Annotated in this window: 9 protein-coding genes; 2 read left to right on the forward strand and 7 right to left on the reverse strand. The window is 73.0% G+C overall.

The annotated features are described in order from the left end of the window. On the reverse strand, positions 1-921 hold a 921-nt coding region (locus tag A6A08_RS16875), incomplete at its 3' end, for a pitrilysin family protein (protein ID WP_073703584.1). Positions 922-1,094: 173 nt separating this feature from the next. Next, positions 1,095-1,769: a hypothetical protein gene (locus A6A08_RS16880; protein WP_073703585.1), complete on the reverse strand. Its 675-nt coding sequence runs from the start codon at positions 1,767-1,769 to the stop codon at positions 1,095-1,097. Positions 1,770-1,948: 179 nt separating this feature from the next. Here A6A08_RS16880 and sppA point away from each other — a divergent pair, with 179 nt between their 5' ends. Together sppA and A6A08_RS16890 are read left to right on the forward strand one after the other, a co-directional pair. Then, positions 1,949-3,658, forward strand: coding sequence for a signal peptide peptidase SppA (gene sppA, locus A6A08_RS16885; protein ID WP_073703586.1), 1,710 nt, complete (start codon positions 1,949-1,951; stop codon positions 3,656-3,658). Further along, positions 3,643-4,137: a flavin reductase family protein gene (locus A6A08_RS16890; protein WP_073703587.1), complete on the forward strand. Its 495-nt coding sequence runs from the start codon at positions 3,643-3,645 to the stop codon at positions 4,135-4,137. Before sppA ends, A6A08_RS16890 begins: the two co-directional genes overlap by 16 nt. 192 nt (positions 4,138-4,329) lie before the next feature. Here A6A08_RS16890 and A6A08_RS16895 read toward each other — a convergent pair whose 3' ends face one another. The 5 genes from A6A08_RS16895 to A6A08_RS16915 all read right to left on the reverse strand — a co-directional run. Continuing rightward, positions 4,330-5,235 carry an ABC transporter substrate-binding protein gene (locus A6A08_RS16895; RefSeq protein WP_073703588.1) on the reverse strand — a complete coding sequence of 302 codons (906 nt, stop codon included), beginning with the start codon at positions 5,233-5,235 and terminating at the stop codon, positions 4,330-4,332. Between the two features lie 56 nt (positions 5,236-5,291). Next, positions 5,292-5,966 carry an ABC transporter permease gene (locus tag A6A08_RS16900; RefSeq protein WP_073703589.1) on the reverse strand — a complete coding sequence of 225 codons (675 nt, stop codon included), beginning with the start codon at positions 5,964-5,966 and terminating at the stop codon, positions 5,292-5,294. Continuing rightward, positions 5,954-6,790 (reverse strand): ABC transporter permease, encoded by an 837-nt coding sequence (locus A6A08_RS16905; RefSeq protein WP_143181796.1) that lies wholly within the window; start codon positions 6,788-6,790, stop codon positions 5,954-5,956. Before A6A08_RS16905 ends, A6A08_RS16900 begins: the two co-directional genes overlap by 13 nt. Further along, positions 6,790-7,899 carry an ABC transporter ATP-binding protein gene (locus A6A08_RS16910; protein ID WP_073703591.1) on the reverse strand — a complete coding sequence of 370 codons (1,110 nt, stop codon included), beginning with the start codon at positions 7,897-7,899 and terminating at the stop codon, positions 6,790-6,792. The genes A6A08_RS16905 and A6A08_RS16910 overlap by 1 nt, the downstream gene beginning before the upstream one ends. Positions 7,900-8,035: 136 nt before the next feature. Next, positions 8,036-8,204, reverse strand: a 169-nt coding sequence (locus tag A6A08_RS16915) for an HAD hydrolase-like protein (RefSeq protein ID WP_158069291.1), incomplete at its 5' end; no start/stop codon positions are given.

Consider the following 8,204-nt stretch of genomic DNA (forward strand, 5'->3'; position numbering starts at 1 on the left):
GTCGGCGGCGGCCCCGCCGTCGTCGGCGGCGATGGGGCGGTCCACCACCAGGGACCGGTACAGACGGCTGCCCTGGCCCTGTCCCAGGACGGCCGAGGCCAGGTGCATGACGTCGAACCCGCGCTCGCCGTAGGGGGCGACGCGGAAGCCGATGAACACTCCGGCGGCGGGCACGGTCTCGGTGACCGAGTCGCGGACCGGCCCGCCCAGCGGGGCGTCCAGCGAGGGGTCGGGGGCCTCGGGGACGGTGTCGCGGGCGGGGATGGGACCGAAGAACTTCTCCACCCGGGCCAGGACGTCCTCGGGGTCGAGGTTGCTGACCACGGTGAGCACGCAGTTGTCCGGGCCGTAGTGGGCCTTGTGGAAGGACTTGACGTAGTCGAGGTCGGCGGCGTCCAGGTCGGCCATGGAGCCGATGGTCGGGTGGTGGTAGGGGTGGCCCTCGGGGTAGGCCAGCCGCAGGATGCGCTCCAGGGCGGTGCCGTAGGGCTGGTTGTCGTAGCGCTGGCGGCGCTCGTTCTTGACGACGTCGCGCTGGTTGTCCAGGACCTCCTGGGTCATGCCCTCGCGCAGGGTCGCCAGACGGTCGGCCTCCAGCCACAGGACGCGGTCCAGGGCGTGCTCGGGAACCGTCTCGAAGTAGTTCGTGCGGTCGCTGGAGGTGGAGGCGTTGATGTCGCCGCCGAGCCGCTCGACCTCCTCGAAGTGCTCGCCCTTGGTGACGTTGCCGCTGCCCTGGAACATCAGGTGCTCGAAGAGGTGCGCGAACCCCGTGCGCCCGGGGACCTCGTGCCGCGAGCCCACGCCGTACCACAGGTTCACGGAGGCGACCTGGCCGGTGGAGGCCGGAGCGGTCACCAGACGCAATCCGTTGTCGAGTGTGTACTGACCGACCCGTCCCGCCGCTCCGATGGTGGTCACCAGTGCTGCACCCCCGATTCACGCCGTCGTCCGAACTGCCGCCGTCCGCCCGGCGGCGCCCGCGCGAACGGCCCTTGTTGTGACGACTACGACCCTACGGCCTCGCAGGACCTCCAGGACACCCGAATCGGCAACTCGGAGGGACCGAGTGCCGGTGACGGCGGGGGTAGCGATCAGTTCTGGTACCCGGTGGTGTCCATGGACAGGGCGATCTCGTCGTAGACCGAGGAGTACTGGGAGTCGGCGGACCACACGTACAGCAGGACGTCGCTGATGGGCAGGAACCACATGCGCACCTCGAAGGTGTCGTCGTTGGCGCACGCCACCTCCCACACCGAGTGGTGCGACTTGAGGCCGTCGGCGTGCTCGGTGAAGTCGGAGACCTTCAGCTTGGCCTCCTCCACGCCGATGCCCCCGGAGGCGGCGGTGTTGAGGCTGCGGCAGCTTCCGGTGTCGGCCGCCCAGCCGTCGTCCTTCTTGTAGGCCTCGCCCTTGGCCGGCCACTCCTGGGGGTGCCTCCCCGCCGCGTGCGGGGTCAGCTGCACCGACCCGTACGCACAGGCCGTCTGCCCGGGCGGGCTCACGCACAGCGTTCCGCCCTCGCTCTGGGTCTCCCAGCCGTCGGGGACCTTGATGGACACGCCCTCGATGTTCTCGGTGCCGAACTCCTCCGGCGCCGGCGGCTCCGCCGCGGGCAGGATGCCGCTCTCGCCGCGCTCCAGTTCGACCTCGCCGCCTCCGCCGCCGGAGCAGGCGGCCAGGAGCAGCAGTGCCGCGCCCGCCGCGGCCGTTCCCGTGGCGGCGCGCGCACCGCGTGCCCGCCGCCGTCGCCCGTGGATGCCCGCCATGCGTCGTCCTCTCGTGCGTCCCGTGGTCAGAACACCGTTGACCTTAGCGCTTGCCGACACACGGCGCGCACCGTCCGATCCCGCACGTTCCCGACCCACCGGTCGGCGCGGGACGGATCCGGACGCCACGGGAGAAGCGGTGTCCGGCGGCGGGGCCCGGTGGCCACTACTCTGGGCCCATGGTGGACCTCGCGAAGATCACGGAGCCCTTGTCCCTCGCCCGGCGGCGCCCGCAGGGGCCGCTGGTCCTGGAGCTGGACCTGACGGAGGGGGTCGCCGACGAGGCCCCCGGGGACCCGCTCAGTCAGATCATGAACCGGCGCAGACAGCACTACCTCGACGTCCTGGAGGGCATCCGCCGGGGCGCGCGCGATCCGCGCGTGGCGGCGCTGCTGGTCCGGGTGGACGCCCGGTCGATGGGGTTCGCCAAGGTCCAGGAGCTGCGCCACACCGTCGCCGACTTCCGCGCGGCGGGCAAACCGGCCGTGGCCTGGGCCGACTCCTTCGGCGAGTCCGGCACGGGGAACCTGCCCTACTACCTGGCCTGCGCGTTCTCGCGCGTGGTCATGGCGCCCACCGGCGTGCTCGGCCTGACCGGCCTGCACATGCGCACGACCTTCGTCAAGGGCGCCCTGGACAAGCTGGACGTCACCTACGAGGTGGGCGCGCGCCACGAGTACAAGAACGCGCTGAACAGCGTCACCGAGACCGGGTACACCGACGCCCAGCGCGAGGCCACCGACCGGATCGTCACCTCGCTGGGCGACCAGCTGGCCGAGGCGGTCGCCGAGCCCTCGCGCGGACCGTTCCTGGCCGGCGAGGCGGTCGAGGAGGGGCTGGTCGACCGGCTGGCCTACCGGGACGAGGTCTACGCGGAGCTGTTCGAGCAGGTGCGGGAGAAGGAGCGCGGCGGGGACGGCGCGGGCGGCGGCCGGTCGGTGGAGCCGGAACTGCAGTTCGTCACCCGCTACCACCGCAAGCACACCCCTCCCCCGCTGCCCCAGGTCAGGGGCGGGTCCGGGTACATCGCGCTGATCTCGGCGTCCGGGACGATCAGCCTGGGCCGGACCCGGCGCTCGCCGCTGGGCGGCGGCACCGTCATGGGTTCGGACACCGTGGCGGCGGCCTTCCGGGCCGCGCGCAAGGACCCGCAGGTCAAGGCGGTCGTGTTCCGCGTGGACAGCCGTGGCGGCTCGCCCGCCGCCTCCGACGCGATCCGCCGCGAGAGCGAGCTGACCAGCCAGGCGGGCATCCCCGTGGTGTCGGCGATGGGCGACGTCGCCGGATCGGGCGGCTACTACGTGACCCTGGGCTCCGACGCGGTGGTCGCCCAGCCCGGCACCCTCACCGGCTCCATCGGGGTGCTCACCGGCAAGCCGGTCCTGGGCCGGCTGCTGGAACGGTACGGGGTGACCAGCGACTCGGTGAGCACCGGTGAGCACGCGGGCATGTTCGACACCGAGCGGCCGTTCACCGAGTCCGAGTGGGAGCGGATCAACGCACTGCTGGACCAGGTGTACGAGGACTTCACCGAGCGGGTCGCCCGGGCGCGGAGGATGACCCGCGAGCAGGTGGACGAGGTGGCCCGGGGACGGGTGTGGACCGGCCGGGACGCGCACGAGCGCGGTCTGGTGGACGAGCTGGGCGGCCTGGAGACGGCCGTGCGGCTGGCCCGGGAGAGGGCCGGCGCGGAGGCGCTGCCGCTGCGCTCCTTCCCGCGCACGCACCCGCTGGACCGGATCCGCCCGCACGAGTCGAGCGAGGACGTGGGCGCCTCGGGACCGCAGACGGTGCTCGGCGCGTGGGGTCCCCTGCAGCACGCCGCCGTGGCGATGGGGCTGCCCGTCGGGGGCCCGATGATGATGCCGCAGACATGGGAGATCCGTTGACCGGTGCGTACCTGGACGCGATGGCGCTGCTGCCCACCGGGGTCGCGGTGGTGACCGTCGCCGACGGACGCGACGACGTGGGGGCCACCGTCAGCGCGTTCGGCTCGGTGTCGGCCGACCCGCCGGTGGTGTCGGTGAGCGTGGACGCCGAGGGCTACATGGCCGAGGTGATCGGGGAGGCCGGGGCCTTCGCCGTGAACGTGCTGGGCGAGGGCCAACGCGCACTGGCGGGCCGGTTCGCCGCCGAGGGACGCCCCAGCGCACGCCTGCTGGTGAGCGGGCAGCCCCACCACAGGGGCGGGCGGACCCGCGCGATCGTGCTGGACGAGGCCCTGTCCGCGCTGGAGTGCTCCGTGCGCCAGAGCGTCCGGGTGGGCGATCACGTGGTCTTCTTCGCCGACGTGGTGGGCCTGCCCGAGGTCGCGGGCACGGGCGCGGCACTGGTCCGCTGGTCGGGCCGCTACCACTCGCTGGGATAGCCGTGCGGCCACCGGGGAGGCTCCCGGTGGCCGCACGGGGTGGAGCGGAGCCCCACAGCAGGTGCCGTTCGGGCGCCGGCGGGGTTCTGGAGGTGCCGTAGGCGGGTTCATGAGGAACGAGTGAACCCACCGAAGGTTCCCGCCTTCGGGGCGCCCGAACACGGGGCGAAGCGGAGCGGAGCCCCCGAGAAGCTAGGCCAGGCCCTCCTGCTCCAGCCACTCCTGGGCCACGTCGGCGGCGTTCTCGTTCTGGACGACCACGCGCTCGTTGAGCTGTGTGAGGGTCTCGGTGGTGAGCGCGGCCGACACGGCGTTCAGGGCGGCGCGGGCGGTGTCGTCCACCTGCTCGCTGTTGACCAGCGGGGTGATGTTCTGGGCACCGAAGAGGTTCTCCGGATCCTCCAGGACCACGAAGTCCTCCACCGCGATCTGGGGATCGGTGGTGAACAGGTTCGCGGCCTGGATGTCGCCGTCCAGGAGCGCCTGGGTCAGCAGTGCCACGTCCAGGGAGCGGAACTCGCCGAACTCGACGCCGTAGACCTCCTCCAGGCCCACCACGCCCTGCTGGCGGGTCTCGAACTCCGGCGGGCCGCCCAGCGTCATCTCGCCCGCGACGCCAGCCAGGTCGTCGATGCTGTCGAGGCCGTGCTCCTCGGCGGTCTCGTCGGTGACGGTGACCGAGTCCTTGTTCTCGGCGCTGGAGGAGTCCAGGATCTCCAGGCCCTCGGGCAGTGCCTCCGCCACCCGCTGGTTGGTCTCCTCGCTGCTGCCGGTGGGCGCCCCCTCGTCGAGATGTGCCAGGATCGCGCCGTTGTACTCGGGGAAGACCGACAGGTTCCCGGACTCGATCTGGGAGTAGTAGACCTCGCGGCTGCCGATGTTGAGCTGGTAGGTGACCTCCACCCCCTCGGCCTCCATCGCCCGGCCGTAGATCTCGGCGAGCAGGGTGCTCTCGGGGAAGTCCGCGGAGCCGATGACGACCCCGCCGGAGCCGGAGGCGTCGCCGCCTCCCTCCTCCGCGTAGGGGTCGCTGCCGCCGCACGCGGCCAGGAGCACCGCCGTCAGGGGAAGTCCGATGAGGGAGAGCCTCTTGTGCATGTTCGCCAACCTTCTCTGTGAGTACTTCATGGACGGGTGAGGGGGGAGCACACGCCCTAGGCGACGGCGCCGGCGCGCAGTCCGGGTGCGACGAGGAGGCGCCGCAGCCCGGCGAACAGGAGCGTGGTGAGGACCGCGAGCAGCACCACCAGCGCCGATCCGCCCAGCATCATCGTCAGGTCCTGGCGGGCCTGTCCGTCGACGATGTAGCGCCCGAGGCCGCCCACGCCCACGTAGGCGGCGATGGTCGCGGTGGCGACCACCTGGACGGCGGCGGTGCGCATCCCGATGAGGATGAGCGGGACGGCCACGGGGAGTTCGAGCCGCAGCAGCACCTGGTGGCCGCGCATGCCCATGCCGAGCGCGGCGTCCCGGAGCCGGGGCTCGACCCCGCGCACGCCCTCGTGGGTGTTGACGAGGATCGGCGGGACGGCCAGCGCCACCAGCGCGCACAGGACCGGGACGAGTCCGATCCCGGCCGCCAGCACGATGAGGAACAGGACCCCGATGGTGGGCAGGGCGCGCGCGAAGTTGGCGAGGCTGGTGGTGAGGAAGCCGCCCACCCCGGTGTGTCCGGTGAGCAGCCCCAGGGGAACGGCCACGGCGGCGGACAGCAGGAGTCCGAGCAGGGAGTAGTGGACGTGCTCGCCCACGCGCGCGGGGATGCCCGTGTCGCCTGTCCACTGGGCCGGGTCGGCGAACCACGCGAGCAGGTCGGTCAGGATGTCCATGGACGCCTCTCCTTCGCCGTGGTCCCGGTCTGGGCGGGGTGCCGCGCCCGTTCGGCGTCCGCGGCCTCGGGGCCCGCGGCGGCGCCGGCTCCGGCGGGTACGGCCGCACGGCGCCGTCTGCGCGGGAGGCCGCCTCCACCGCCGCTCCCGCGCGCCCAGGGGGTGAGCAGGCGCCGGGCGATCACGAGCACGGCGTCGGTGACGAACGCCAGCAGGACGGTGAGCACGATGCCGATGACGATGGGCGCGTCGAACTGGCGGCGGAACCCGTCGCTGAGGATGAGCCGCCCCAGACCGCCCAGGCCCACCAGCGAGGCGACGCTGACCATGCTGATGGTGGCCACCGAGGCCACGCGCAGACCGGCGATGATCACCGGCACGGCCACGGGCGTCTCCACGTACACCAGGCGGCGCAGCGGACCGAAGCCCATCGCGACGGCGGCCTGGCGGACGTGGTCGGGGACCTGGCGCAGCCCGTCCACGACGTTGGGCAGCAGGATCACCAGCGTGTACAGGGCCAGCGGCACGACGGCCGTCCAGTCGCTGAACCCGGTGTAGGGCAGCATGAGGAAGAACAAAGCGATGGAGGGCACCGCGTAGAGCACGTTCACACCCGTCAGCACCGGCGGATACAGCCGCTTCCAGCGCACGCACGCCAGTCCCAGGGGCAGGGCCAGCGCCAACCCGATGAGGATGGACAGGTAGGACAGCCGCATGTGCTCGGCCAGGCGGGGCAGGACGCCGCGGTCGGGGTCGCCGGGGTGGCTCCAGTTCGCCGCGCCCCACTCGGCGACACGCGCGATCCAGTCCCAGGTCTCGGTGATCACTCGGTCACCGACCACAGGGCCGTGCCCAGGTCGTCCTGGGAGACCACGCCGACCACGCGTCCGTCGGCGTCGACGCCGACCGCGCGTCCGGCGGGCGAGAGCACCGCCGCGTCCAGGGCGGCGCGCAGGGAGTCGGTGTCGACGGCGAAGGTGTGGCCGTAGGGGGCGAGGTCGAGCGAGCCCAGGGCGGTGTCCGCGGGCACGCGGGCCAACTGCCCGGCGCCGACCCAGCCCAGGGGCACGCGGTCGCCGGTGACCACCAGCGCCCACGGTTCGCCGCGCATGGAGGCGGTCGCGGCGCCCGCGCCGGTGTCGTCGCCGAAGACGACGTCCTCGCGCAGCGACAGTTCCCGGGCGGGGAAGAACGACAGGCGCCGCACGCCCCGGTCGTAGCCGACGAAGGACTCCACGAAGGCGTCGCGGGGCGCCGCCAGGAGGCGTTCGGGGCTGTCGTACTGGGCGAGCCGCCCGCCGGGGCGGAAGACGGCGATGCGGTCGCCGAGTCGGACGGCCTCGTCGATGTCGTGGGTGACGAAGACGATGGTCTTGTGCAGCTCCTCCTGCAGGCGCAGGAGCTCGTCCTGGAGGCCGGCGCGCACAACGGGGTCCACGGCGCTGAAGGGCTCGTCCATGAGCAGGATGGGCGGGTCGGCGGCCAGGGCGCGGGCGACCCCGACGCGCTGCTGCTGGCCTCCGGAGAGCTGGTGGGGGTAGCGCCGGGCCTGGGAGGGTTCGAGGCCGACCAGCTCCATGAGCTCGGCGGCGCGCGCCCTGGCCCTGGCCCGCCCCCAGCCGAGCAGCAGGGGCACGGTGGCGATGTTGTCGCGCACGGTGCGGTGCGGGAAGAGCCCGGCCTGCTGGATGACGTAGCCGATGGAGCGGCGCAGCGCGGCCGGGTCGCGCCTGCGCACGTCCTGGCCGTCGATGAGGACGGATCCGCCGGTGGGCTCGACCATGCGGTTGACCATCCGCAGCGACGTGGTCTTGCCGCTGCCTGAGGGACCCACGAAGACCGTGGTCTGGCCGGTCTCGACGGTGAGGTCCAGGTCGTCGACGGCCACCGTGCCGTCGGGGTAGAGCTTGGATGCGCCCTCGAATGTGATCATCGGCCGGGTCGTCTCCGTTCGGGGACCGGAAGGTGGGGTGTGGCGGAGGACGGTCCGTTCGCGCGCCGCCCGTGCGCCCGCCGGTCGGACCGTGTGGTGCCGGCCGCGACCGCGCCGGATCCGGTACGGGGCCCGTTCAGCCCCGGCCGGCGATCCAGTCGGCGAGCTGGTGCAGGTCGTCCAGGACGGCGTCGGCCCGCGCCGCGTCCTCGGTGGCCGCGTGGCGGTAGCCGTAGATGCCCCGGCGCAGCAGGACGGTGCGCATCCCGGCGCGGCGGGCGGGCAGGACGTCGTTGTCGACGCGG

The sequence above is a fragment of the Nocardiopsis sp. TSRI0078 genome (assembly GCF_001905145.1).
In the GTDB taxonomy this organism is placed as follows: domain Bacteria; phylum Actinomycetota; class Actinomycetes; order Streptosporangiales; family Streptosporangiaceae; genus Nocardiopsis.

Bases quoted from the DNA above. Each gene is read 5' to 3' on its own strand.
- A6A08_RS16880 (WP_073703585.1), bottom strand. From the start codon at position 1,769: ATGGCGGGCATCCACGGGCGACGGCGGCGGGCACGCGGTGCGCGCGCC.
- sppA (WP_073703586.1), top strand. From the start codon at position 1,949: ATGGTGGACCTCGCGAAGATCACGGAGCCCTTGTCCCTCGCCCGGCGG.
- A6A08_RS16895 (WP_073703588.1), bottom strand. From the start codon at position 5,235: ATGCACAAGAGGCTCTCCCTCATCGGACTTCCCCTGACGGCGGTGCTC.
- A6A08_RS16890 (WP_073703587.1), top strand. From the start codon at position 3,643: ATGGGAGATCCGTTGACCGGTGCGTACCTGGACGCGATGGCGCTGCTG.
- A6A08_RS16900 (WP_073703589.1), bottom strand. From the start codon at position 5,966: ATGGACATCCTGACCGACCTGCTCGCGTGGTTCGCCGACCCGGCCCAG.
- A6A08_RS16910 (WP_073703591.1), bottom strand. From the start codon at position 7,899: ATGATCACATTCGAGGGCGCATCCAAGCTCTACCCCGACGGCACGGTG.